This is a genomic window from Nodosilinea sp. E11 (genome assembly GCF_032813545.1).
Lineage (GTDB): Bacteria > Cyanobacteriota > Cyanobacteriia > Phormidesmidales > Phormidesmidaceae > Nodosilinea.
In genome coordinates this window covers 5,243,381-5,267,071 of the sequence record NZ_CP136520.1, presented here as the reverse complement: position 1 = coordinate 5,267,071, position 23,691 = coordinate 5,243,381, and the positions used below count along the sequence as shown (strand labels likewise).

At 59.8% G+C, this 23,691-nt stretch carries 18 protein-coding genes and 1 tRNA gene; 9 read left to right on the top strand and 10 right to left on the bottom strand.

Annotation, left to right across the window (positions count from 1 at the left end; all coding sequences use genetic code 11):
• Window positions 1-272: 272 nt before the first annotated feature.
• Window positions 273-674 (top strand): hypothetical protein, encoded by a 402-nt coding sequence (locus RRF56_RS25525; RefSeq protein ID WP_317035968.1) that lies wholly within the window; start codon window positions 273-275, stop codon window positions 672-674.
• Window positions 675-852: 178 nt separating this feature from the next.
• Here the strand turns inward: RRF56_RS25525 and RRF56_RS25520 are convergent, their stop codons facing one another.
• The 5 genes from RRF56_RS25520 to RRF56_RS25500 form a co-directional block, all read right to left on the bottom strand.
• Window positions 853-2,757, bottom strand: a complete 1,905-nt coding sequence (locus RRF56_RS25520) for a GUN4 domain-containing protein (RefSeq protein ID WP_317035967.1) — start codon at window positions 2,755-2,757, stop codon at window positions 853-855.
• On the bottom strand, window positions 2,754-3,401 hold the full coding sequence (locus RRF56_RS25515) for a hypothetical protein (RefSeq protein ID WP_317035966.1): 648 nt from the start codon (window positions 3,399-3,401) through the stop codon (window positions 2,754-2,756). The genes RRF56_RS25520 and RRF56_RS25515 overlap by 4 nt, the downstream gene beginning before the upstream one ends.
• Before the next feature lie 445 nt (window positions 3,402-3,846).
• Entirely contained in the window at window positions 3,847-4,494 is a 648-nt protein-coding gene (locus RRF56_RS25510) for a hypothetical protein (RefSeq protein WP_317035965.1), read from the bottom strand.
• Window positions 4,491-4,844 (bottom strand): STAS-like domain-containing protein, encoded by a 354-nt coding sequence (locus RRF56_RS25505; RefSeq protein ID WP_317035964.1) that lies wholly within the window; start codon window positions 4,842-4,844, stop codon window positions 4,491-4,493. The genes RRF56_RS25510 and RRF56_RS25505 overlap by 4 nt, the downstream gene beginning before the upstream one ends.
• 244 nt (window positions 4,845-5,088) lie before the next feature.
• Window positions 5,089-5,159 (bottom strand) — tRNA-Gly (locus tag RRF56_RS25500).
• A gap of 309 nt (window positions 5,160-5,468) precedes the next feature.
• Between RRF56_RS25500 and RRF56_RS25495 the strand changes: the two genes are divergently transcribed.
• Window positions 5,469-6,479 (top strand): sirohydrochlorin chelatase, encoded by a 1,011-nt coding sequence (locus tag RRF56_RS25495; protein ID WP_317035963.1) that lies wholly within the window; start codon window positions 5,469-5,471, stop codon window positions 6,477-6,479.
• Window positions 6,480-6,604: 125 nt separating this feature from the next.
• Window positions 6,605-7,405 carry a uroporphyrinogen-III C-methyltransferase gene (cobA, locus tag RRF56_RS25490; protein ID WP_317035962.1) on the top strand — a complete coding sequence of 267 codons (801 nt, stop codon included), beginning with the start codon at window positions 6,605-6,607 and terminating at the stop codon, window positions 7,403-7,405.
• Between the two features lie 60 nt (window positions 7,406-7,465).
• Here cobA and RRF56_RS25485 read toward each other — a convergent pair whose 3' ends face one another.
• Complete coding sequence (locus RRF56_RS25485) at window positions 7,466-8,005, bottom strand: PadR family transcriptional regulator (RefSeq protein WP_317035961.1); 540 nt, start codon at window positions 8,003-8,005, stop codon at window positions 7,466-7,468.
• Window positions 8,006-8,381: 376 nt separating this feature from the next.
• Here RRF56_RS25485 and RRF56_RS25480 point away from each other — a divergent pair, with 376 nt between their 5' ends.
• From RRF56_RS25480 to RRF56_RS25460, 5 genes are all read left to right on the top strand, one after another.
• A complete protein-coding gene (locus RRF56_RS25480; RefSeq protein WP_317035960.1) occupies window positions 8,382-9,749 on the top strand; it encodes an efflux RND transporter periplasmic adaptor subunit in 1,368 nt (455 codons plus the stop codon).
• 36 nt (window positions 9,750-9,785) lie between these two features.
• Window positions 9,786-11,318, top strand: coding sequence for a peptidoglycan-binding protein (locus RRF56_RS25475; RefSeq protein WP_317035959.1), 1,533 nt, complete (start codon window positions 9,786-9,788; stop codon window positions 11,316-11,318).
• Window positions 11,319-11,369: 51 nt separating this feature from the next.
• Window positions 11,370-14,456: an efflux RND transporter permease subunit gene (locus RRF56_RS25470; protein WP_317035958.1), complete on the top strand. Its 3,087-nt coding sequence runs from the start codon at window positions 11,370-11,372 to the stop codon at window positions 14,454-14,456.
• Between the two features lie 326 nt (window positions 14,457-14,782).
• Window positions 14,783-15,574, top strand: coding sequence for a bacteriorhodopsin (locus RRF56_RS25465; protein WP_317035957.1), 792 nt, complete (start codon window positions 14,783-14,785; stop codon window positions 15,572-15,574).
• Window positions 15,575-15,640: 66 nt separating this feature from the next.
• On the top strand, window positions 15,641-16,918 hold the full coding sequence (locus RRF56_RS25460; protein WP_317035956.1) for a lipid-A-disaccharide synthase-related protein: 1,278 nt from the start codon (window positions 15,641-15,643) through the stop codon (window positions 16,916-16,918).
• Here the strand turns inward: RRF56_RS25460 and RRF56_RS25455 are convergent.
• Together RRF56_RS25455 and RRF56_RS25450 are read right to left on the bottom strand one after the other, a co-directional pair.
• On the bottom strand, window positions 16,888-18,243 hold the full coding sequence (locus RRF56_RS25455; RefSeq protein ID WP_317035955.1) for a D-alanyl-D-alanine carboxypeptidase: 1,356 nt from the start codon (window positions 18,241-18,243) through the stop codon (window positions 16,888-16,890). The two genes, RRF56_RS25460 and RRF56_RS25455, sit on opposite strands and share 31 nt — an antisense overlap.
• Before the next feature lie 215 nt (window positions 18,244-18,458).
• A complete protein-coding gene (locus RRF56_RS25450) occupies window positions 18,459-19,211 on the bottom strand; it encodes a hypothetical protein (RefSeq protein WP_317035954.1) in 753 nt (250 codons plus the stop codon).
• 284 nt (window positions 19,212-19,495) lie between these two features.
• On the opposite strand from RRF56_RS25450, the gene RRF56_RS25445 reads away from it, so the two are divergent.
• On the top strand, window positions 19,496-20,557 hold the full coding sequence (locus RRF56_RS25445) for a Fe(3+) ABC transporter substrate-binding protein (RefSeq protein ID WP_317035953.1): 1,062 nt from the start codon (window positions 19,496-19,498) through the stop codon (window positions 20,555-20,557).
• Window positions 20,558-20,576: 19 nt separating this feature from the next.
• Here RRF56_RS25445 and RRF56_RS25440 read toward each other — a convergent pair whose 3' ends face one another.
• Together RRF56_RS25440 and RRF56_RS25435 are read right to left on the bottom strand one after the other, a co-directional pair.
• Window positions 20,577-21,830 (bottom strand): transposase, encoded by a 1,254-nt coding sequence (locus RRF56_RS25440; RefSeq protein WP_317035952.1) that lies wholly within the window; start codon window positions 21,828-21,830, stop codon window positions 20,577-20,579.
• A gap of 394 nt (window positions 21,831-22,224) precedes the next feature.
• Window positions 22,225-23,406, bottom strand: a complete 1,182-nt coding sequence (locus RRF56_RS25435) for a YihY/virulence factor BrkB family protein (RefSeq protein WP_317035951.1) — start codon at window positions 23,404-23,406, stop codon at window positions 22,225-22,227.
• Window positions 23,407-23,691: the final 285 nt, after the last annotated feature.

Here is a 23,691-nt window from a genome sequence, read left to right as displayed (position 1 = left end):
CACCGGACATAACCGAGCGATCGCCGCTGAGCATAGGGATCGAACCTTTCCAGCAGAATTGCCCCTCATGATAGCGAAGGCAGCTCATTTCGGCGGGTTTTGCCTCGCCCTATTTTGCTAGCGATTTAGAGCAATCCCAGACCAATCGGTCGTTTACGAATCGGGCAGAAGACAGGCACCTGAAAATCTGTCACATTAACTGTCACATCCGCCTGTATCTCTAGATACCATAGGGACATATCAAAAATGCTCCTAGCTTAGGAGGACACGCCATGACATCTCTGCTTAAATTTGTTGCTCTGCCCGCTGCGGCCCTGGCCTTGGGCGCTGGCGTAGCCTCCGCTCAACCGGTTGCCCAAACTCCCCTCAGCCAGCCTGTGCAGATCAGCGGCTCGGTTACTCCCAGCCGCCCTTCCAACTGCGGCGTTCTAGGCGATGGCGCAGTGCAAGTGTTGCAGGTCACCCAAGACTTCGCCGCCGTTGATGTTGCAGTCAATGGCACCAGTGGCCTCACCCTATTGATTCAGGGCAACAATGGCTTTAGCGAATGTCACACGGGTGGCGGCGGCACCATCAACGCACCGGGTCTGCTCAATCGGGGTACCTACTCTTTCTTTGTAGGCAATAGCGGCTCAGCCCCCACTAACTACAACCTCACCATCCGAGAAAACTAGGCTGACGTCTGGAATTTTTCTCTCTAATGGTGGGCAGTGCCCACCCTAAGGTGGTTTCAGTCCCTTAATCAAACGGGGTACTTCTTTTCTAGAAGTCTTCTAAACCACTGCCCCATAGCTAACAGCGGTCGATTCAAATTTATTGGGTCGACCGCTGTGCTGTGCCTATCAATCCAGGCTATAAGCCGCTGCGCACCAGACCACTATAGGGTTGCCAGATCTGCATCGTTTGCCCCTGAGCCAGCAAAAAATCTCCTCGGGGGCTGAACTGAAAGGGGCCAACCTCGTGCAGTTGTGCCAGCGGTTGCCCCGTCGCCACCGACCACAGGGTAATGCCCTGGCGGGGAATGGGCTCGCTGTCGGTCAGCGGCAGCAGCAGGGTATGGGTAGCCAAAGTCTGGCCATCGGCGCTAAAGGCGACCTGGCCCAAGTTGGTGGGCTGAATGTGGTGCCCTGCCGTCTGGTTGAGGGGAATAAAATGCACCGTCTCGCGGGTGGCTAGGTTCCACAGACGGGCGGTGGTGCCATCGCTGGTGGCCAGCCGCTCCCCGTTGGGGCTGTAGGCCAGGTGGCGCAGGGGTTCATGCACCGTCAGGGTGAGCTGGCGGGCTCCGGTGGCGGCGCTCCAAAACTTGAGGCTGTTGTCGGCATCGCCCGTGGCCAGGGTGGTGCCGTCGGGGCTAAAGGCCAGGGGCAGGGGCGCAATCCCGTTTCCGGCGCGATCTACCAGGGTGCGGATTAACCGACCGCTGGGCACCTCCCACAGCTGGAGAGTATTTTGGTCGGTAGCGGTGGCCAGGCGCTGCCCGTTGGGGCTAAAGCGCAGGGTGTGAACGATGCCGCTGGCGGCGGGGATGGAGATAGTCTGCAAGAGCCGCCCGGTTTGCAAGTCCCAGAGTTTAACCGTGTGGTCGGCGCTGGCGCTGGCCAGGGTTTGGCCCGTGGGGCTGAGAGCGATCGCCCGCACGGCATACCGATGCCCCTCGAAGGTTCGCACAGGCTCGCCGGTAGTGGCCGACCACAGCCGCACCACCCCGTAGGACATCCCTGCCGCTACCAACTGGCTGTCGGGGGTAAAGGCGATCGCATTGGCCACATCTCCCACGATGCGATCGCCCTGGCCGACGGGCTCTTGGGGTGGGTTGCCCTGGGCCGAGGCCGCCAGCGCTGGCCCCCGGTGCAGGGTAATGATGCGGTTACCCCGCTGGGCATTCCACAGGGCCAGGGTGCTTTCCCCTCGGGAGGGGCAGCCCGGCGCGTAGCTGTGACTGCCGATCGCCACCACCGCCCCATTCGGGCTAATGGCCGAAGACACCGGAGTGATCGGGCATTGGGCCTCGGGGTAGAGAGACTTGAGATCGATGGTGCGGGCCAGCTGGGGCCGCTGCCAAGAGCCCACATCGGGCACCGTCAGCGCCAGCGCCGTCTCGACCCAGCTGTAGAGGATGGGTATGTATTGGTTGAACCGCGCCCCCTGCACGTACATGGCATCGATGGTGCAGCTGCCGCAGCTCTCCACCTGGAAAAGGCGAGAAATTTGCGCCCAGCTCACCCCGGCCCAGGGCAGGTGGCCCACTGGGGCATTGAGGGAGGAGTTGAGTTCCATCTCGGTCAGCCAGTCCCCAGCGATGAAGGTGGGATCTTCTCGACCGGGGGGGCGCGTCCAGCCAACGCGATCGCCAAAAGCCTTAGCCGCCAATGAGGAATCGTTGGGGTGCTGCGCACTCACCTCAGCCCAGATGCGCTGCTGCACGCTAAAGCCAAACCGCCCGCCGCTAGCCTCAACCCAGAGCTGATCGAGGGTTTTCAGCACCTCGGGGGGAACATTGGTCACTAGGCCAGGCCCCAAAATATTGCCACCGGGATGAAGCCACGGGTCGAGCAGACGGCGGGTTTCAGCATCGGCAGCCTGCCAGTCTTGGGCCGCGAGGTGCGATCGCAGCGCACTCATATCCACAGCCTGGGCCTGCTGCACCGTAGGCGTGGGTACCTGGGCCTGGGCGACGGTTACGCCGAGAGGATGGGCCAGAGCCGCAACTAATGCTAAGCCCAGGCTGATGGCGCGAAACTTTAAAATCTTCATAGTTGCAGTCCTGCAATGAGGGTGGCCAGGTGAGGTTCAAAGGCAGCTAAATCAGCTTCGTTCCCAAACGATCCACTGGGGTCGCCGCCGATGACGCCCGTGACAAAAACGTAAATCTGCTCGCCATCGGTAGCTACATAGCCCACGGTGCGATCGAACACAGCGCCGTTGGGGTGGGTGATGGTGTAGCCGTAGCGCAGGCCCGGCAAACGGCCGACCCTGGCGGGGGCGGGGGGCACTGCCGAGAACTGGAGGTTGGGGTCGGCCCCGGCGCGATCGCTTTTTATGGCCGCATAGTGATCGGCCACCCAGATCTCGAGAAACTGCCGCTGGGCCACTGGGGTAGTGGGCACTGCCCCAGGCCAACTCTCCTCGCTGAAGGGATGGCTAAAGCGTTCGACGGTGCCGAGAATTTCGCCGTTGGCAGTGACACAGAGCAGCACCGGATTGTCGCAGGGTTCTACCTGCCAGTTTTCGGGGGCCGAGGTTGGCCCCAGCAGATCGGCCCAGTCAGTGGTCGCGGCATTGACCACAGCGGGCGATTCAGCGATCGGAGACGGCGGCGGTGCCCCAGTGCAGGCGGGCAACACCATACAAAACAGAACCATACCGGCCACAGCCGGGAGTTGTGGGAAAAGTTTCATCGTAGTGGGGGCAAAAAAGGCTTGGGCGGGGTGTGCTGTCATCGGATCCGAGCAACCCTGCCAAACCTGAGGATAAGGGGTTAGCCTGTCTTTCCTGGCCTGAGGCAGTGGTCAAAGACCAGCCCCAGGGGCGATCGCCCTGAAACGACAGGAAATACGGCTATTACGCTACTTCACCGACAGCAGAGATAATTCCTGACGCTGGCAGCTAATATCTAGTGTGCTGAGTGCCGAGTCGTTGGCCGCCGCTGTTTCCAGAATTGAAACTGCCGAGTTTTACAGCAGACACAACAGTGGCGGCGATCTTTGCCATTAGCGGCCCATGCCCCTCCTAGCAGTGGGGCATGGGCCTATTGCCCTTATGCGATCACTTTGGTTAACGAAAAGCTGGCCAAATTCGGCGATCGCATTAAACCATACCCATACAACAACCGTATCGCCTGGACTATCGCGAAGACAGTAGCCGGCCTTGGTCTCTGGCTTGTTTAATGACTAACCTATTGCTAGTAAACAGTTGAATGCCGGGGACAGAGGCATAATCCATGTCATCGGTGAGAACTTGGACGGGTTTTACGCCTGTGTTGCGGATGGCTTGGAGGAAAAACAGGTCATAACCATCCAAGGCTATCTCCTGGAAATGATCGGCGACGGTGTTGGCCAGCTTTTCGTCAATGGTGAGGTCTGCGGAGGAAGCGAGCATGGTGATTTGGTTCCAGGCATTCCAAACAATGCCGGCGACTAGAGCATGTACATGGGGGTAGTTATGGCGGTATTCCTTTGGCTTTAAGGCTTCGATTTTGTTGCTGCGCTTAAAAATCTCAAATTCCGATCTTTCAATAATGTGGGCGATTTCAGCCAAAATCAGGCCACAGTATTTGAGCCGCACCCCACAGACAAGGGCGGCGTTGAGATACCGGGTATAGACTCTGAGTTTTTGCTCGTCTCGCCTAGCTCTATTACGGTCTGGCTCAGGGGGAAGGCCATAGGTCTGCCAGAGCCAGACGTTGGTGTCGACGAGAAGAACGTCGCTAGGCCTGGGGGTGTCATTTTGAATATCGACAACGTCGGCACAGATGGTGAGATTGATAGTCATGCATCAAAGCTGTCGGCGTACTCTTCCATCACGGCATCGGCTGCTGCTTGGTACTGACTGTCAGAATAGTATCGCCTGGCGCTGGTGATGATGTGATGGAGGATGGAGGTTCCGCTGGAGTTGAGGTTGCTGATCTTCAGCAGTTGGTTAAGGTCATCGGTGGAGATGTCTTTAAGCAACTGCCCGATCGCAAAGTTGAAGAAGGCTGATGCGAACACCTTGACCTCAGCGAAGTTGAGCTCTATAGAACGCCCGTCGAGCAGGTCGCGGTGGATGTGGTCGTAAACCTGCTGCCCGTGGTCGGCGGAAATGGCGTACTCGCCTGTAATGTCATGAATGTTGAGGATCATGGGTGCTGCTCCCGCTAAAACCAGGGTCAGAGGTTTCGGACGCTAGACAGTAGTAGGACTCATCACATCGAAAGCCAGGTCTACCAGTGTTCCGGTGAAGTTAGTATATCCATTCGATTGTCCCAATAGCTAAGGCTCAGCACTGGCTTTTCGGCGGCCTAGGGTTCCTAGGCCGCCCGCAGAGCGACGATCCAGTATTCGGGTATCTCTAGTGCGGCCTATTCCGCCCGGTCATGACACTTTAAGCGGGTGGGGGGAATCGAACCCCCATCATTAGCTTGGAAGGCTAAGGTTTTACCACTAAACTACACCCGCAAAACCAGAAGCTATTCTACCACAGGGCCGCCGCACATAGGCTACCCGTGAGGCGCTTGTGCTCAGCCCTGGGGCGATCGCGATCTTCAGTCAAGCCACGGCCAACTTGCCCTTCTTTTGATGGATTCGATACCAGACGACTTAGTTAAGATCTTTATAATGAGTAACTTAGCAGCCGTTCTAAAAGCCGCAGACGTTGAGTTGCAACTATGACGCCATTAACGTCGCACGTTGCCGCAGCGTACTCGGGTGTTGAGACCTGTACCAGTTACCATTGTCCAATTCTGCTGATAAATCTTGGGTCTGCCTGTGTCTGCATCTGCATCGACAGCTTATTTGTTAGTCTCTCACGGCAGCCGTGACCCCAGGCCTGGCCAGGGCATGGAGCGTTTAGCTCAGTTTGTGCGATCGCCTGAAGCCGGTCTCTGGGGCGGATGTACTCATCCTAGCGATCGCCCTGATTTCCGCCTTGAAACCAAGCGGCGATCCGCTGGAGTGGGAGCCTCCCTGCGTCGAGCTACCGCCTCCGACGGGCTGCGCCCTGCCGCCAGTGGGTTGACCTTTACAGAAGCCGGTATTTTTCGCAACCGAGTGTCGCAGCCCGAAACCGTCAGCGGTCCCCTGGTGGGCACGGCTTGCCTAGAAGCTGAGGCTCTGCCCCTACACCAGCAGATCATCACCTTTAGCCGTCGTGCTCACGCCGCCGGAGCCCAGCGGGTGCGGTTAGTGCCGCTGTTTTTGCTGGCTGGAGTCCACGTGATGGAGGACATTCCCGCTGAGGTTGAACGGGCACAGCAGGCATTACCCGATTTCGCCCTAGAAGTATGTGCCCACCTGGGCAGCCACCCTGGCATGCCAGGGCTGTTGCACCACAAGCTGCGCACGACCACCACCGAAATGCTGATTTTGCTGGCCCACGGCAGCCGTCGGCCTGGGGGCAACGACTCGATTTGTAGCCTAGCCCAAGCCCTAGGTGGAACTGCCGCCTTTTGGGCCGTGGCCCCCAGTCTAGAAGCTCAAGTCATCCAGCAGATGCAGAGTGGGGTGCAGCGGGTGGCCATTTTGCCCTACTTTTTGTTCGCCGGTAGCACGACCGATGCCATTACCCACCTCACTGAAGAGCTAGCCGAACGCTTTCCCCCCATGGGCTTTCACCTGCTACCGCCCCTAGGGCCATCCCTCGACCTAGCCCGATTGGTGGTGGATCTAGCCCTAGATCAGGTGCCGCCTAAGGCGCAGCAGGCACTGGTTCCCATGCAGCGAGTGGCCTTTCGGCATGCTGTTTATCCGTCCTCTCATCCTTCGTCGCTGGTGTCTTAAGAAGCGCCAGGTAGAAAGTCGGTCGCTCCAGTCCTCCTATAGCAACCGGCGACAGGTAGGCTAAAGCATGGTAGTTTTTGTGGCTGCCTTAATGATGTTTTTAGAATTTGAGTTTAACAGCGCTTATGGTGTCGGCAGATTCTAGGCCCGCAGAGGGCTACTCCTACGGCAAAGTCTATTTAGTAGGCGCAGGCCCTGGTGACCCAGGGTTGTTTACGCTGCGGGGTAAGGGGTTACTAGAATGTGCCGATGTGGTGATTCACGATGCTTTGGTCAGCGCCCCAATTTTGGCGATGGTCAACCCCCAGGCAGTGGTGCTTGATGCGGGCAAGCGGCGGGGTCGTCACTCCCTCGGCCAAGATGAAATCAACCATCTGATTATTGACCAAGCCCAAGAGCATGCTGTGGTGGTGCGCCTGAAGGGGGGCGACCCCTTTGTATTTGGGCGCGGCGGCGAAGAAATGGCAGCCCTAGTGGCGGCTGGCATTGAAGTGGAAGTGGTGCCGGGGATTACCGCTGGGGTGGCGGTGCCAGCCTACGCAGGCATTCCGGTTACCCACCGGAGTCAGAGTTCTTCGGTAACCTTTGTGACGGGCCACGAGGCCGCAGGCAAGTATCGCCCCAGGGTCAACTGGCGGGCCTTGGCCCAGGGGTCTGAAACCATTGTGGTCTACATGGGCATTCACAACCTGGGCACGATTACTGCCGAACTGCTGGCCGCCGAGCTCAGCCCCGAAACCCCGGTGGCGCTAATTCGCTGGGGCACCTACCCTCAGCAAGAAACGCTGATCGGCACCCTGGCGACCATTGTGGTCCAGGTGGCCGAGACAGGGTTTGAGGCCCCTGCGATCGCGGTGATTGGCCAGGTGGTGAGTTGGCACGAGGTGTTTAGCCACTGCCGTCCCACGGGCACGATTTGGCCCTAAGAACCGGGGATAAAGGACGGTTACCTCTGTCCTGCTTAGGCTCCCAGGCATGAAGTCGAGCTAAGCCTTGGCCTGCTTTAAAAAATCCAACACTTCGTCGATCCAGTCGATCCAGTCTTGTTCGTAGCGCAGACCTCGGCGCAGGGTGAGGTAGCGAAACTGCTCCATTTTGGGTGGATCTGCGATCGCGCCGTAGAGCTCGGCCTTGGCCTGGTAATTGGCCCACTTTTCGCTGTGCAGCTGGCGGCGACGGTGGAGTTCTTGCACCAGCAGCCCATCAGATACAAAGGGGGCGGCCAGCACCTTAACCAGCAGATCTTCGCGGATGGGGGTGGGTTCGGTGGGGGCACTGTACCAGCGGACGAGTTCGCCCTTACCCGCCTCGGTGATGCTGTAAATCTTTTTGTCGGGCTTGCCCGCCTGGGGCACAGTCTCGTAGGTCACCCAGCCCTGGTGCTCCATTTTGCTCAGCTCGCGGTAGATCTGCTGCTGGCTAGCTTGCCAGTAGCAGCTAACGCTCTCTTCAAAACGCTTGCTGATGTCGTAGCCGCTGTAGGGCTGATGAGACAAGACCGCCAAAATCGTGTGGGACAGGGCCATATAGCAAAAGAGCGAGAAGTGAAGGGTGAAGAGTGAAGGGTGAAGGGTGAAGGGTGAAGGGTGGAAAACATGCCCATAGCCCTTGAATCCTAGGATTTTGGGGCTGTTCTAACTCAGGCTTTGAGGGCTATGAGTCGCGCAATTAGGTCGCTTGAGGGAGCGCTGTTGACATACTCAACTATTTGAGTATAGTCTTTGGGCATGGTACACAACAAATTGAATATCTACTTATTGAATACAGACTAGTTGTACATAGTGCCCTGTGGCCCAAGCGTAAAACTTTTATTCAACCGATTTTAGATGGGGCATTCTGCCCAAGCCGCCTCGGCGGTGTACTCACTGCACTCAAGTCACGTTCTATCTATATGGTGCCGTCATGACCGACGCTCCCGCTTCTCCCGCTGCTATCGATTCTCTGCCGACCAAAACGCTGCCCGCCAAACCCGAGATCAAGTCGGTTGGCAACCTCAAAAAGCCCCGACGTTGGCGACTGCGGCTGCGTCGCTGGTGGCTGGTACCCCTGGCCACTCTGCCGCTAGCGGTGGTCGTGGGCATGCGCCAGGTCACTCAGCCCGCCGCCCCCGCTCCCGCTGCTGCGCTACTTCCGGTGGAAGTGGTAGCGCTGACCCCGGTAGAGTCTTACACCGTCGAACGCCAGTACACGGGTGAGATTGTCGCCCAGCGCAGCAGTGCTCTGGGGTTTGAGCAGGGCGGCACGGTGGTGGCAGTGTTGGTCAAAGCGGGCGATCGCGTCGAGGCCGGGCAGCCCCTGGCGCGTCTCGACACCCGCAGTTTAGCCACCCAGCGCCAGCAGCTAGTGGCTCAGCGTGACCAGGCCGTCGCCACCCTGAGCGAGTTGCAGAATGGCCCGCGCCAGCAGTCGATTGCCGCTGCCCAAGCAGCGGTCGGCGATCTGGAGCAGCAGCTGGCCCTCTCAACCGCCCAGCGCGATCGCCGAGCCGACCTCTACCAGCGCGGCGCAATTTCCCGTGAAGAACTCGACCAGCAGACCTTTGGCACCGGGGCACTCACCAACCGTCTAGCCCAGGCCCAGAGCGAGCTAGACGAACTGCTAGCCGGTACTCGCCCCGAGCAGATCGCCGCCCAGGTAGCTCGCGTTAGTCAGCTAGAGGCGGCCATTCAAGCGGTGGATGTGGATCTGTCCAAGGCTGTGATCACGGCTCCCTTTGGGGGGCGAATTAGCGATCGCCCGGTCGATGAAGGCATGGTAGTCAGCGGTGGCCAGCCCGTGCTGCAACTCACCGAAGGCGGCGCGACCGAAGCCCGCATCGGCCTACCCGCAGAAGTCGCCGATCGCCTGCCCCTCGGCAGCACTCAAACCGTTGAAATGGGTAGCCGCCGATTTTCTGCCACCGTCACCGCCCTGCTGCCCGAGCTAGAGACCACCAGCCGCACCGTCACCGCCGTGCTAACGCTAGACACCGCCGCCGATCTCACCCTAGGCCAAACCGCTCGGCTCGTGCTCACAGACACCCAGCCCACCGCCGGATTCTGGCTGCCCTCCACCGCCCTGGTGCAGGGGGAGCAGGGGCTGTGGTCGGTGTATGTGGCGCGGGGTGAAGAGAGTGCCGCCACCTACACCGTGGCCCGCCAGCCGGTGGAACTGCTGCACACCGAAGGGGAGCGGGTGCTGGTGCAGGGGCTAGTAGAAACGGGCGATCGCGTCATTAGCAGTGGTACCCACCGAGTCGTGCCTGGCCAGGCTGTCAATGTTTCCCTGTAGGGGCGCAAGCGCCTGCGCTTTCACACTATTCCCGCCATGCCCCCTATCCCCATGCCAGTATTTGTCACCGCCAGAGCTGCGACCAGAATTGCGGCCACGGCCAGAGTCGATACACTTGCGTTAAGTTCTGACGACTTATTCAGCGAGGAAATCACTATGGCCGGGGTGCCCACACCAGGTCTCGACCTGATCAAAACCTTTGAGGGCTTGAGCCTGCAAGCCTACCCAGATCCCAAGACCGGGAATTTGCCCATTACCATTGGCTGGGGGTCAACCCGCGATAAAAATGGTCAGCCCTTTAAGCTGGGCGATCGCATCACCCGCCAAGAGGCCGACGACCTGCTGCTGGCCCAGGCCGCCAACTCCTACCTACCGCCCCAGCGCAACATCCCCGGCTGGAACACCCTGAACGAAAACCAGCAGGGGGCGATTCTCAGCTTTGCCTACAACCTGGGGGCGCGGTTCTACGGGGCCAGCGGCTTTGAGACCATCTCGCGGGTGCTGCGCAACCAGGAGTGGAACAACATTGAGGCAGCACTGATTCTTTACCGCAACCCCGGCACCAATGTGGAAGAGGGGTTACTGCGCCGCCGTCTCTCGGAGGCCAATGTGTTTCTGGCGGGCACCCCAGGGGTAGCTCTGAGCACAGCGGGCCAGCGCTACCTGGCGGGCGGGCGCACCCCCGTACCCGGCTCTAGACTCAGCCGTGAGGCCCAGACCTACCTGGCCAATCGCCCCACGGTCGGTAGCTCAACCGGCGGCTCGGGCGGCGGCTCAGGCGGGGGGGGGAGTGCAGCGCCACCGGCTCCAGGTTCGCGGTTGCTGGCCCTCACCAACCCCCTCACTAGCGGCGAAGATGTGCAACAGGTGCAAGAGGCGCTGCGGCGCTGGGGAGCTACGATCACCGCTGACGGCCTGTTTGGCCCCGACACCCGACAGGCCGTAGAGCAATTTCAGCGATCGCAGAATCTGGTCGCCGATGGCATTGTTGGCCCCCAAACTTGGGCCTTGCTCCAGCGGCAGCCCACCCCACCTACCCCACCCACTCCACCAACCCCGCCGCCCAATCGGCTGCTGCGCCTCACCAACCCCTTTACGACCGGCGAAGACGTGCGGACCGTTCAGCAAGGGTTGACGAGGGCGGGCATTGCCGTCACCGCCGACGGCATTTTTGGCCCCGCCACCGATCGCGCCGTGCGCCAGTTTCAGACCAACCGAGGCCTGATCGCCGACGGCATTGTGGGGCCGCAGACCTGGGCCAGACTGCAAAATCAGCCCTCTACCCCGCCACCGGCTCCCACACCACCGGCCCCTACACCACCGGCCCCCATGCCACCGGCCCCCAGCACCCCGACCCACATTCGCGTACTGCGCCTCGCCACCCCCTTCACCCGAGGCGACGATGTGCGGCTCGTGCAGCAGGCCCTGGCCCGCGCCGGGTTTCCGCTGATCCCCGACGGCGTGTTTGGCCCCGATACCGATCGCGCCGTGCGTCAGTTTCAGACCAACCGAAGGTTAACCGTCGATGGCATTGTCGGCAGTCAAACCCGCCGTGCCCTGGGGGTCTGAAGCCATTCCAGCCTCAATCCACCCCCCACCCATCCACCCCCCTCCTCTCCCATGAACCTCTTCTACCGCAACCGCCAGCTTCTCTTGCTCACTCTGGTGCTGATCGTCGTCTGGGGGCTGTCGGCGTTTATCACCCTGCCACGCCTCGAAGACCCGGAGATTGTGCAGCGGTTTGCCCGTGTCACCACATTCTTACCGGGGGCAACACCGGAGCGGGTCGAGACCCTGGTGACGGAGAAGATCGAGGATCAGCTGTTTGAGCTAGAGGAAATTGAGTCGCTGCGATCGACCTCGGGCAGTGGCATTTCGGTGATCACCATCGAGCTCAAAGACACGATCGCCGAGGTAGACTCGGTGTGGGCCAAGGTGCGCAGCAAGGTAGATGACGCGGTGCCAGAGCTACCCGCCGAGGCCACGGTGCCCGAGTACGCCGACAGCTCGACTAAGGCTAGCGCCCTGATCGTGGGCCTCACCTGGACGCGGGACGACGCACCCAACTACGCGATTTTGGGGCGGATGGCGGCGGTGCTGGAAGATCGCCTGCGGGCGATTCCCGGCACCGAGACAGTGGAGATCTTTGGCGAACCCGACGAAGAAATTCGGGTAGATATAGCGATGACGGAACTGTCGCGGCTGGGGCTGTCAGCGGCGGCCCTCTCCCAGCAAATTGCCGCCAGCGATGCCAAGGTGGCGGCGGGGCAGTTTCGCAGCGACAGTACGGAATTTCTGCTGGAGGTGAACAGCAGCCTCAGCACCCTAGAGCAGATTCGCGCTATCCCAATCGCAGCGGGGGGCGAAGGCCAGGTGGCGCGACTGGGAGACATCGCCACCGTTACCAAAGCGGTACAAGACCCGCCCAGCGATCTGGCCCTGGTGAATGGGCATGGAGCGATCGCCCTCTCGGCCAAAGTCGAGTCGGCTCAGCGGGTTGACCAGTGGGCCGTGCAGGCGAAGACAGTGCTGGATGCTTTTCGCGCCGAGCTGCCGGCAGGGCTGGATCTGCAAATCGTGCTCGACCAGAGCCAGTATGTGCAGCAGCGGCTGAATGGGGTGGTGAGCAACCTAATTTTGGGTTCGCTGCTGGTGATTGGCGTCTCGCTGCTAATTTTGGGCTGGAAGTCGGCCCTGCTGGTAGGGCTGGCCCTGCCGCTCACGACACTGATGGTGTTTGGCACCATGAAGGTGCTGGGGATACCGCTGCACCAAATGTCGGTGACGGGGGTGATTATCGCCCTGGGGCTGCTGATCGACAACGCCATCATTGTGGTAGACGAGGTGCAGGGGCGGCTGCGCCAGGGTATTTTGCCGGGCGAGGCGGTGGCCGAGACCGTGCGCCATTTGCTGGTGCCGCTGCTGGCTTCGACCCTAACGACAGTGCTGGCCTTTATTCCCATTGCCCTGTCGCCAGGGGGCGTGGGCGAGTTTATCGGCACCATTGGCCTGACGGTAATTTTGGCGCTGCTGAGTTCGCTGGCCCTGTCGCTGACGGTGATTGTGTCGCTGGTAGGGCGGCTGCACCAGTGGAACCCGCTGCCCTTGCGCTGGGGCTGGTGGCACTCCGGCTTTGCCAACGACGCCCTGGCCAATGGCTATCGGTGGACACTAGGGACAGCGTTTCGGCGGCCCTGGTTAGGGGTTGGCCTATCGCTCATGCTGCCAGTGATGGGCTTTGCGGTGTTTGCCACCCTGCCCCAGCAATTCTTTCCGCCGACCAACCGCAACCAGTTTCAAATTGAGTTTGAGTTGCCCACTCAGACGTCCCTTGCTGCTACCCAGACTCAGATTCGCCAGGCGAGAGAACTGGCGCTTCAGCATCCCGACGTTGAGGATATCCACTGGTTTATGGGCCGCAGCGCGCCACCCTTTTTCTACAACGTGCTCGACAACCGCCGCAATGCCCAGAACTACGCCCAGGGCATTGTGCAACTGGCGAGCACCGATCACTTGAGAGAAACGATCCAGGCACTGCAAGGGGAGCTAGATGCCGCCTTTCCCCAGGCCCAGGTGCTGGTGAAGCAGCTAGAGCAGGGGCCACCCTTCGACGCGCCGATTGAGCTGCGGGTCTACGGCGCAGATTTGGTGGGGCTACGAGACCTGGGCGATCGCCTGCGCGCTGAGCTGGCCCAAGTTACCGACGTGGTGCACACCCGCGCCACCCTAACGGAGGCTTTGCCCAAGCTGGCCCTCACGGTGGATGAAGCCCAGGCCCGCCGTCTGGGGCTCGACAACCAGGCGATCGCCAGCCAGCTGAATGCCGCTCTCGATGGGAGAACTGGCGGCTCAGTGCTAGACGGCAGCCGCGACATTCCGGTGCGGGTGCGAGTGCCGGGAGCACAGCAGGGCGATCTGGGGGCGATCGCCGCCCTCGATATGGTCACCGCCCAGGGACAGATGCCGCTCGATGCGATCGCCGCTCTAGCGTTGGTGCCCGACACCGCCAGCATCAGCCGCCGCAATGGCCAGCGGATCAATACAGTGCAGGCTTTCATCACCGCCGGAGCGCTGCCCAGCACGGTGCTGGCCGCTTTTCAGGCTCGGCTAGATGAACAGGGCTTTGAGTTGCCCCCCGGTTACCGGATTGAGTACGGCGGCGAGGCCGACGCCAGGGGAACGGCGGTAGGAAATTTGCTCTCCACCGTGGGTGTGTTGGGCATTTTGATGACCGCGACCCTGGTGCTGTCGTTTAACTCCTTTGGGCTGGCGGCGCTGATTGGGTCGGTGGCGGTGCTGGCGGTGGGCCTCGCCGCCCTGGCGCTCAAGCTGTTTGGTTCAATCTTTGGCTTCACCGCCATTCTTGGCACCCTGGGGCTGATTGGTCTGGCGATCAACGACTCGATTGTGGTGCTGGCGGCGCTACGGGAACACCCCGAGGCCAAGCTGGGTCACCCCCAAGCGGTAGAAGATGTGGTGTTTCACGCCACCCGCCATGTGATTGCCACCACGGTGACGACCATTATTGGCTTTGTGCCGCTAATGCTCGACCCCACTGGCTTTTGGCCACCGCTGGCGATCGCGATCGCAGGCGGCCTCGGCGGCGCAACGCTGCTGGCCCTCTACTACATTCCCTCGGCCTATCGGCTGATGAGCTACCGCCGCCCTAGAATCGTGGCCTCGGCAAAGTCAGCTCTGCCGATTTAGCAGGTAACCCGAGTTTCAGGTTTCAGGTTTCGGCATCCCCTCCTGGGAGGGGCAGGGGTGGGTTAATCGGGTTTCGGGCTTCGGCATCCCCTCCTGGGAGGGGCAGGGGTGGGTTAATCGGGTTTCCGGTAGGGGTGGGCACCGGCTGGTTCACTCAACCACGGGTTCGCCCCATCTCTATCTCTACCCCTAGGGGGGTCACGTATTTTTTAATTTGCTAGATGCTGTGCTCATAAACATACGTGATTAAGCTAAGCAGCGCTTTGTATTAAAAATTTTGATTTAAACAGTTTTTCTTAAAAACATAAGCCCCTAAAGGACTAATTATGACCTTTCAAGTTCTACTTCACTGGATTTATGTAGTCGGCATGATCGCTGGGGCCAGTTATTTTTTGATATTAAGTCGCAACCCCCAGGGGGTGCCGCGCTATGAATATGCGATCGCGACCTTTATCCCCATTTGGTCGGGTCTAGCCTATATGGCGATGGCCGTTGACCAGGGCAAGTTAGAAATTGCGGGGCAGTTGGCCCACTACGCCCGCTATATCGACTGGGTCGTCACCACGCCGTTACTGCTGCTCGCCCTGGGTCTAACCGCGATGCACCGCATGGCCAAAGACTGGGTGATGATTGGCTCATTGATGGGGACTCAGGTGGTAGTCGTGGTCACCGGGTTAGTTGCCGATCTGTCTACGACACCAGAAATTCGCTACCTTTGGTATTTCTGCGGGGTTGGCGCTTTCTTGGTGGTAATGTGGGGCATTTGGGGACCAATGCGGGCCAAAACCCGTGAACAGGGGCCAGAGTTATCGAATTTTTATGACAGCCTTTTAACCTACTTTACGGTGCTATGGATTGGCTATCCTGTTGTTTGGATTATTGGTCCTTCAGGGCTGGGATTAATTAATCAAGACATGGACACACTGCTGTTTTGTGTGCTGCCGTTTTTCTCTAAGGTGGGCTTTAGCTTTTTCGATCTTCACGGGTTGCGTAATCTTAAAGATGAGTCTTCTGCCTATCGACAAACCGGCGGCGATCGCGTTGTGGGCGATCTGCTAAAGCGCTTAGGCCGGGGCCAGCGGTTTAAAAAATATCGGCGCGGGCCGGTGAATCAGTGACCGTCTGCCCTTTAACTGGAAGGGGCTATTTCTGCTAGGGTTGGGAATGGTCTTGAGTTCCCCCCGATGAAGCTACTCTGCATCAGCAATGGCCATGGCGAAGACGGCATTGCGGTTCGCATTTTGAAACAACTGCGTCAGTTGCCCGGTGCGCCCAGTCTCGCCGCCCTACCCATTGTGGGCGAAGGCAGGGCCTACGAGAAGGCGGGCATTGCCATCCATGGCCCGACCCAGGCTATGCCCTCCGGCGGCTTTATCTATATGGATCGCGACCAGCTGTGGCGCGATGTTCGGGGGGGGTTGGTGGGGCTCACCCTAGCCCAGCTCAAAACCGCCCGCCAGTGGGCCAAAAGCGGCGGCAAAATTTTGGCGGTGGGCGACATTGTGCCCCTGGCGATCGCCTGGCAAAGTGGGGCTGAGTACAGCTTTATCGGCACGGCCAAATCAGAGTATTACCTGCGCGATGAAACCCAGCGCCTGCCCGGTCGCCCCCCGCTGGAGGGCTGGTCGGGCTCGGTCTACGTGCCCTGGGAGCGGTGGTTGATGGCCCACCCCCGCTGCCAAGGAGTCTTTGCCCGCGACCAGCTCACCACCGATTTTTTGCAAAGGAAAGGGGTGCCCGCCCTCTACCCCGGCAACCCGATGATGGATGATTTGGAAACCCGCGCCGACAAGCTGGCTCGGCTCACTGCGACCTTTGCCCCGGCCCCGGCGGTGCTCACCCTGGCGCTGCTACCCGGCTCCCGCGCCCCCGAGGCCTTTGACAACTGGCAGCGGATGATCGGTGCGATCGCCTCGGTGATGGAGACCTTTGGCAATCGGCAAATTCGCTTGCTGGCTGCTCTGTCTCCCTCCCTCAACCTGGCGGCCTTTAAAGATGGCTTGCTCGATGCGGGCTGGCAGCCTGTAGTGGGTGAGCTTCCAACCTTTCAGCGCCAGGGGAGTCAGGGCAACAGCGGCGTGCTGGTGCTCACCACCAATGCCTTTGCCGAATGCCTGCACCTGGCCGATGCCGCCCTGGCCACCGCTGGTACCGCCACCGAACAGGCGGTGGGCTTGGGCAAGCCCGTCGTCACCTTCCCTGGCCCTGGGCCCCAGTTTACCGACGCCTTTGCCGAAGCCCAGTCGCGGTTGCTCGGCCCGTCAGTGATATTGCTCAGCCAGCCCCACGAGGCCGGGGCGGCCCTGCAAACCTGTTTGGCCGATGGCCCCCGGCTCCAGCGCATTGTCGAGAATGGTCGCCGCCGCATGGGTCAGCCGGGAGCAGCCCGTGCGATCGCCACAGTACTCCACCAGCACTATGCCCAGCCGCCCTACTCCGACGCCACCTCTCGGGTCACCTGATTGCGGCTAGGGTCGCCGTAGCGAAACGGCCCGGTCTGCATACGGACCTTAGTGCGCATCTCGGGGGGCGCATCGGCGATTCCCCAGTGGGCCTGAATCGCCTGCAACAGCTGGTCTTGCTGCACCCGCAGATCGGGAAGAGCCCAGCCCTTATTAATAATGGCAAACCACACCGGCCCCCGCTCGGCAGTGGGCACCATCCCCGCCAGGGCGCTGACCTCGGCTAGGGTGCCCGTTTTGACGGCCGCTGTCGCCGGAATGCGACGATCGATTAAGGTGCCCGTGTCTTCTCCTGCCACCGGCAGCACATCGGCGATCGAGTAGCCCTGGGCGTTGAGTTGATTCTGTATGGCTACGGTCAGGGCCACCGCTACCCGCGCCGACATCTGGTTATTGGTGCCCAGGCCCGACCCATTGGCCAAACTAATTTCGCCAGCGGGCAGATCGGCGGCGGCAGTGGCCTTAGTCATCACCTGCCCCGGCCCGCCCGCCAGGTCGGCCACCAGCTCCGACATCACATTGTTGCTGTAGATATTCATTGCCTTGAGAATAGCCACCAGCGGTAGCGACTGGTGCCGCACCACCCAATTCACCGCTACATTGTTGAGGTCGGCGGGCGGTACCCACCGGGCACCACCATCAATTTGAAGAGCCGGTTGAGCCGTGCCAGGGGGCAGGGTGCCGTAGGCCTGGCGCGTTTGCCAGGTCCAGGTGCTAGCCGACATCACCTGCTTGAGCGCCCTGAGCGAACCGTTGAGATCTTCCTCAAAATTCATGGTGAACGGGCCTGTCACCAACACATCCCCCGTCACCCGTTGAATGCCCAGGGTTTGCAGACGGTTGGCCAGCACAATGCCCTCCTCCCAGACAAACAGCGGGTCACCGCCGCCCTGAATCACCAGATCGCCGTTGAGCACGCCATTTTCTACGGTGCCATTTAGGCCCACCAGGGTTTCAAAACGGTGGTCAAGGGGCCAGGTCTCTAGAGCCGCTAGCGTCGTCGCCAGCTTCGTCAACGAGGCGGCGGGCATCAGCACATCGCCCTGGTGCTGAGTAATCACGCGCTGCCCCACCTGAATCCAAATACCCTGGTCGGGCACCGACCACCCCTGCCGCCGCAGCCCTTCTACGTACTGAGCCACGATCGCATCGACCACCGGGTCGCGGGCCAACCCCTCTATCCACGGCGACTGCCACTGCACCTGTAGGGCAGCGGGGTTTAGCCCAGACACATGCAGGGGCAGGGGGTCTCTCACGCCCAACAGTACCGAAAGCACACCGAGGGGCATTGCCAGCCAAGACAACATAGCAGGGTGCACAGCCATTCCTCATCGCATCAACGGAACCAGGCCCCTAGGCCACAGTTTCACCGACCACGATACACCAGTTATGACTGTGGCCAGCCTGATTAAGACATCTCCTTTAAGAACGTTTGAACGTTCAAACGTTCGTCGGGCTTCTAGATGTCCTAACCCAGGTGATCATGGCTATATCTCAGAATCGAGAGCGATCGCCTTGGGGCCTGGAGCGGCGATCGCCATCACGATCGCTGCAACGCTAACACCTGCTCTGTCGTCATCGGTTCAGGGGTCATGGTGTAGAGCACCCCATCACTTACCGAAACCAGGTTCAAAAAATAGTCGGGTTCGCCCGCCTTGCTGACGGCGTAGACCCTTACCCCCGAGTCAATCGCTAACACTTCACCAGTGACATTGCTGAGTCGGTAGCCCTGGGCCTCTAGGCGATCTTGCAGGTCGCCAGCGGCGGTGCGCCAGCTGCTGCTCACCGGGCTACGCCAGCAGGTGGCCAACCCTGGGCAGGTGGCCTGGGCTCCAGCCAGGTGGGGAAAGTCGGCGAAGGGGGCCGGGGGTTCGGGCTCTAGCGTTGCCGGGGGAGGTGCGACGGCAGGGGCAAGGGCAGCGGGGGTCTCGGGCGGAACCACAGCTTCAGGTGGGGCCACGGCCGCAGGCGCAGCGGCGGTAGGTGCCACCGGGGCAGTAGGTGCCGGTGGGGCAACAGCGGGCGCAGGCGGAGCCTCGGACGGCGGGGCCACCGCCTCTGATCTCGGCAGCACCGTTACCGCTACATCGTTGGGCGGCGGCAAAGTCTCAGCCGGGGGCGCTGGGGGCTGAGGGGCTGACTCTTGGCCAGGCATGACCAGGGCCAGCAGCACCCCGTGAACTCCTAGCGAGGCCGCAACGCACAGCAGCCCAAGCCAGGATCGCGCCGATTTTCGCCGGGGCAACAGTAGACGGCGAAAGGGAAAAGGTGAGGGGGCTAATCTAGGAGTCATTGTCGAAAAGTTGCGATCGCGGTAGCTCAGGCCCTAACAGGACTGATTACTCTTTGCCCCCATTCTAAAGCCAATGCCCCATAGGCTCAAGCCCATTCCCTAGAGTCCTTTTCGGCTAGGTGTGTGTTAGAAAGTTGAAACGCCTCCCTAGCCCCCCTGGCCCCATGATCAAAGCCAGTGGCATCTTTATCAAGAGAAAATGTCAATAAGGGGGTAGAATACAATCTGATTTCATTTAGCCCTGGCCTTGCCCAGCGGGCTTAAAACTTTTGAGGTAACACCCGATGACATTGAAACGACGCGCATTTTTAGGGGCGGGTGCCGCCGCCACCGCCGTGGCCCTGGGCTCTCTTCGCCAGCGCCCCGCCAACGCTCAGTTTGGCTTTGGCCGACGGTCAGTCGTCAACCTGTACTCGTCGCGCCACTACGACACCGACGACCAGCTGTACGAAGGCTTTCGTGCCGCTACGGGCATTCGGGTCAATGTAGTTGAGGCCGAGGCCGACCAGCTCATCGAGCGGATCAAGAGTGAAGGGCAAAACAGCCCCGCCGACCTGCTGATGACCGTCGATGCCGGTCGCCTCTGGCGGGCAGAACAGGAAGATCTCTTCCAACCGGTTTCTTCGGCAGTGCTGAGCGCCGCTATCCCCGAAAATCTGCGCCATCCCGACGGGCTGTGGTTTGGCCTCACCCAGCGGGCGCGGGTGCTGATGTACAACAAGGCCACCGTTGACCCCGCCGACCTCTCCACCTACGAAGACCTGGTAGACCCCAAATGGCGTGGGCGCATTTTGACCCGCAGTTCCACCAACATCTACAGTCAGTCGCTGGTGGGTTCCATGATTGCTGCCCACGGCGAGGCCGACACCGAGGCCTGGGCTCGGGGCCTGGTAGCCAACTTTGCCCGCGACCCCCAGGGGGGCGACACCGACCAGATCAAAGCCGTTGCTGCCGGGCTGGGCGATGTTGCCATCTCCAATACCTACTACCTGGCCCGCCTGATCAAGTCTGACAAAGCCGAAGATCAGGCCGTTGCTGAAGCCATTGGGGTGTTTTTCCCTAACCAGGACGATCGCGGTACCCACGTCAATATCAGCGGGGCCGGGGTGCTCAAAACAGCCCCTAACGCCGCCGCTGCTGTGCGGTTCTTGGAGTATCTGTCTAGCCCCGAGGCCCAGCGCATCTTTGCCGAGAGCAACAACGAGTACCCGGTCGTAGAAGGCGTGGCGATCGACTCTGTGGTAGCAGGCTTTGGCGAGTTTAAAGCTGATACCCTCAATGCCTCTGTGTTTGGCCGCAACAACCCCGAGGCCCTGCGCATCACCGATCGCGCTGGCTGGAATTGACATCCTCACCACCCAATCGCTAGGCGATATGGGTGGTGATTCCTTGAGTCGCCCCAAAGATTTCCTGCTTCACAGCCAGCCAGCTAGACTGAGTGACCTCAGCCCCCGCCGCCTCGACTCCACAGGCAATTTCGACCACCCGTTGCCCACGGGCAGAAATAACTTGAGCCGCTGCCACATCACGGGGCTTAATTGACCCGCAGTTGTGGCAGTGATGAATCCGGGTTGAGAGGTCTTTGCGTACCTCTGCCCTGCAATCAGGACACTCTTGGCTAGTGCCCCGTGCCTCAACCTTGCCGTAAAACACATCGCGCTTAACGCACACCCAGGGCAGGACTTGGTTCGTAAATTGACCCAGCCCAGCGTCTAGCATGTGCTTACCCAGCATCCCTTTGGCCATGATGCGGAAGTCGAGATCTTCGACAAACACCATCCCTGCCTCGTCACAGAGGTGATAAGCCAGCTTAAAATGCCAGTCTTTGCGCGTGTCGGCAATGCGTTGATGGACTCTCCCAATCCTCTTCTGGAGCTTCAGCCAGTGAGCTGACCCCTTCTGCTTCCTCTTTAACCTGCGTTGCAGCAATTTCAGCTTGCGGTGCAGTTCATTGAAAAAGCGAGGTCGCTTGACCTGCTCTCCATCAGACGTTGAGAGAAAGTATTCCAGTCCAACATCAATCCCCACCGGATGTCCATGGGGCATCGTGGCGGGAATAGCAACATCAGCCTGGAGGCTAAGCATGACGAAATAGCCCGATGCCTTGCGGACGATCCGGGCCTGTTTCACCTCGAAGCGGTCCGGGATCTCCCGCGACCAGCGCACCTTCACCAACCCTAGTTGAGGCAGCTTAATCCCCGCTGGTGTGATGCAGTGCTTGAGCATCTGAGGGAAAGAAAAAGACCGCATCCGGTTTGGCTTTTTGAACCGAGGGAACCCCGACCGCTTCAACCGCCACGACTCCCAGGAGGCTTCCAGCTTTCTAATGACCTGCTGGAGGACCTGGGCGTTGACAGTCTTGAGCCGGGGGAATGCCGCTTTCGCTGCCGTCAGCGACTTGCACTGACGAGCATAGTTAGGAAATGGTGCATCGACTGGCAGAATAAACTCCTGCCGAATCGAACATGCATTTACCGGAGACTTGCGAGAATCCAGCCAGTCTTTACGTTCCCGCAGCGCAAAGTTCCAGACATTGCGACACACATCTAGGATGTCCTCAATCCCTGAAACCTGCTCGGCAGTTGGCTCTAGCTTGAATTCCCACGTCATATTCAGCATAGAGTCATTTTAACCTAAGAAATGATCGACTATTTCTTAGGGGTGACTGATTGCTCCCCCTGGTCGCCCGCCGCTTCACCACCCCCCAAGCCTTCGTCTATGGGCGGAGCACTGCGGCCGAACCTGGTAGATTTCGCGGTCGCTGCAAAGTGGACCGCCGGAAGGGCTATCCCACAAGAGTGTCTCATACCAAATCCGAGTCAGACAACCCCGATTCATAATCCAGGGACCCCGTAGGGGCGTAGCATGCTACGCCCCTACAAATCGGGGGTATTCGTTCAGGATTCAGTATCAGAGATCCTCAAGGGATCAACGGGCTACCCTCTTGTGGGATGGGCCTCTGGCCCGTCTTGACCTAATCAGGCATACTGCCATCCCCCGTTATAGAACAAGATTACCGGCGGCCCTTCTGGCGCTGGCCTTCTGGGTGCCGGTTCTCTGGGCGACGACTCTGCGATCGACGGTTGGGGTGGCGTAGGGCCTCCACGATAGTGGCCATAGCTCCTACCACTACCATTGCTAGGGGCGGCGATGGCCGCTGCGAGGCAGGCTCTGGGGCACGTTGTTGCGGGGTAGCCATTGCGGGCCGTGCCTCAGATTCCTCGAGGGCAAGAGGGCGGGCATCCTGGCCAGTACCCTCCCGATCGGCGATCGCCTCTACATACTCAGACCGGGGCACTCCCTGCTGTACCCGATCCTCGTCAGTCAGCGACACCGCAAAGGAGGCCGGGCGAATGTGGGAGCCGTAGCGTCGGGCATACACCTGGGTAAACTCTGCCCCAAACAGCAAAATCTGCGCCGAGTAAAAGATCCAAATCAAGAGCACCACCAGAGAACCAGCAGCACCGTAGGCCGACCCCACCGCCGCATTGCCCAGGTATAGGCCAATCAGCGTGCGCCCAATAGTAAAGAGAAACGCTGTAAATGCGGCCCCAATCCAAACATCTCCCCAGGCGATCTCGACATCGGGCAACACCCGATAGATCAGGGCAAACAACAGCGTAATCACCCCAAAAGAGACAATAAAGTTAATCCCTTCTGCCACCACCCCTAGGCTTGGCATCACCGTCGTCATGTAGCTGCTGACGCCAACGATCACTGCACTGAGCACCAAGGACACCAGCAGCAAAAAGGCAATCACCAGCACCATCCCGAAAGACAAAAACCTAGAGCGAAGAAAGGTAGCGATCCCCTGTCCGGGCTTGGGGGCGACTTCCCAAATGGTATTGAGGGCATCTTGCAGTTGCCCAAACACCCCCGAGGCCCCAAATAGCAGAATCACAATGCCGATGATACTGGCAATCACCCCGCCTTCCATCTGGTTGGCGTTGGCGATCATACTCTCGATGGCGTCGGCTCCCTCCTGGCCCATCAACCCCTGAATTTGCCCCACAATTTGCCCCTGAGCCGCCTCTTCGCCAAAAAAGATTGCCGCTACTGAAATTGCAATAATCAGCAGCGGCGCGATCGAAAAGATGGTGAAATAGGCCAGCGCTGCCGCCAGCCGAGAAACCTTGTCCTCCATCCACTCGGCAACGGTCTCTTTCAGCAGCGGTACGATCGAAGAAGCTTTCATGGTTGTTGGTTAGAATATCCGGCGATAAGAAGTCAAGTTAAAAGCAAGAAGATATCTGGAAAAGAAGATATCTTCACGTAGGGAGACAGGGCATGTGCTCTCAAGAGAAAGCAAAATCCTTGAGTTTTTTTTGTCAGAATTGTCTACGTCTGGCAAGCCGATTCAAGGTAGTAAGGGATCGCCAACGACAAGCTGAGCAAGTTTTCATCCTCTATAGATCTGCCGGTCAAACCAACCGATCTATCGATGCCAGTAGAAACCGGTGTGCTGAAGATAGCTGATTGG

What these genes read in the sequence shown, in the direction of transcription:
- RRF56_RS25525 (WP_317035968.1), top strand. Translation starts at nt 273, where the DNA reads ATGACATCTCTGCTTAAATTTGTTGCTCTGCCCGCTGCGGCCCTGGCC.
- RRF56_RS25520 (WP_317035967.1), bottom strand. Translation starts at nt 2,757, where the DNA reads ATGAAGATTTTAAAGTTTCGCGCCATCAGCCTGGGCTTAGCATTAGTT.
- RRF56_RS25465 (WP_317035957.1), top strand. Translation starts at nt 14,783, where the DNA reads ATGACCTTTCAAGTTCTACTTCACTGGATTTATGTAGTCGGCATGATC.
- RRF56_RS25515 (WP_317035966.1), bottom strand. Translation starts at nt 3,401, where the DNA reads ATGAAACTTTTCCCACAACTCCCGGCTGTGGCCGGTATGGTTCTGTTT.
- RRF56_RS25450 (WP_317035954.1), bottom strand. Translation starts at nt 19,211, where the DNA reads ATGACTCCTAGATTAGCCCCCTCACCTTTTCCCTTTCGCCGTCTACTG.
- RRF56_RS25505 (WP_317035964.1), bottom strand. Translation starts at nt 4,844, where the DNA reads ATGATCCTCAACATTCATGACATTACAGGCGAGTACGCCATTTCCGCC.
- RRF56_RS25455 (WP_317035955.1), bottom strand. Translation starts at nt 18,243, where the DNA reads ATGGCTGTGCACCCTGCTATGTTGTCTTGGCTGGCAATGCCCCTCGGT.
- RRF56_RS25435 (WP_317035951.1), bottom strand. Translation starts at nt 23,406, where the DNA reads ATGAAAGCTTCTTCGATCGTACCGCTGCTGAAAGAGACCGTTGCCGAG.
- RRF56_RS25485 (WP_317035961.1), bottom strand. Translation starts at nt 8,005, where the DNA reads ATGGCCCTGTCCCACACGATTTTGGCGGTCTTGTCTCATCAGCCCTAC.
- RRF56_RS25460 (WP_317035956.1), top strand. Translation starts at nt 15,641, where the DNA reads ATGAAGCTACTCTGCATCAGCAATGGCCATGGCGAAGACGGCATTGCG.
- cobA (WP_317035962.1), top strand. Translation starts at nt 6,605, where the DNA reads ATGGTGTCGGCAGATTCTAGGCCCGCAGAGGGCTACTCCTACGGCAAA.
- RRF56_RS25510 (WP_317035965.1), bottom strand. Translation starts at nt 4,494, where the DNA reads ATGACTATCAATCTCACCATCTGTGCCGACGTTGTCGATATTCAAAAT.
- RRF56_RS25475 (WP_317035959.1), top strand. Translation starts at nt 9,786, where the DNA reads ATGCCCCCTATCCCCATGCCAGTATTTGTCACCGCCAGAGCTGCGACC.
- RRF56_RS25480 (WP_317035960.1), top strand. Translation starts at nt 8,382, where the DNA reads ATGACCGACGCTCCCGCTTCTCCCGCTGCTATCGATTCTCTGCCGACC.
- RRF56_RS25445 (WP_317035953.1), top strand. Translation starts at nt 19,496, where the DNA reads ATGACATTGAAACGACGCGCATTTTTAGGGGCGGGTGCCGCCGCCACC.
- RRF56_RS25440 (WP_317035952.1), bottom strand. Translation starts at nt 21,830, where the DNA reads ATGCTGAATATGACGTGGGAATTCAAGCTAGAGCCAACTGCCGAGCAG.
- RRF56_RS25470 (WP_317035958.1), top strand. Translation starts at nt 11,370, where the DNA reads ATGAACCTCTTCTACCGCAACCGCCAGCTTCTCTTGCTCACTCTGGTG.